Raw genomic sequence first — 237 nt, 5'->3', positions numbered from 1 at the left:
CCGGCGACCGGCGCACGGGTGAGTAACGCGTATCCAACCTTCCGTTTACTCAGGGATAGCCTTTCGAAAGAAAGATTAATACCTGATAGTATGGTAAGATTGCATGATAGTACCATTAAAGATTCATTGGTAAACGATGGGGATGCGTTCCATTAGGTAGTAGGCGGGGTAACGGCCCACCTAGCCGACGATGGATAGGGGTTCTGAGAGGAAGGTCCCCCACATTGGAACTGAGAC

At 50.2% G+C, this 237-nt stretch carries 1 rRNA gene; it reads left to right on the top strand.

The features are described 5' to 3' along the window. Positions 1–237 (top strand): 16S ribosomal RNA (locus H6A61_RS15685); the annotation flags it as partial.

The sequence above is a fragment of the Bacteroides caecigallinarum genome (assembly GCF_016901995.1).
GTDB lineage: Bacteria > Bacteroidota > Bacteroidia > Bacteroidales > Bacteroidaceae > Phocaeicola > Phocaeicola cellulolyticus.
Note: the sequence above shows the minus strand (reverse complement) of the source record. Positions and strands in the feature narration are given on the sequence as shown.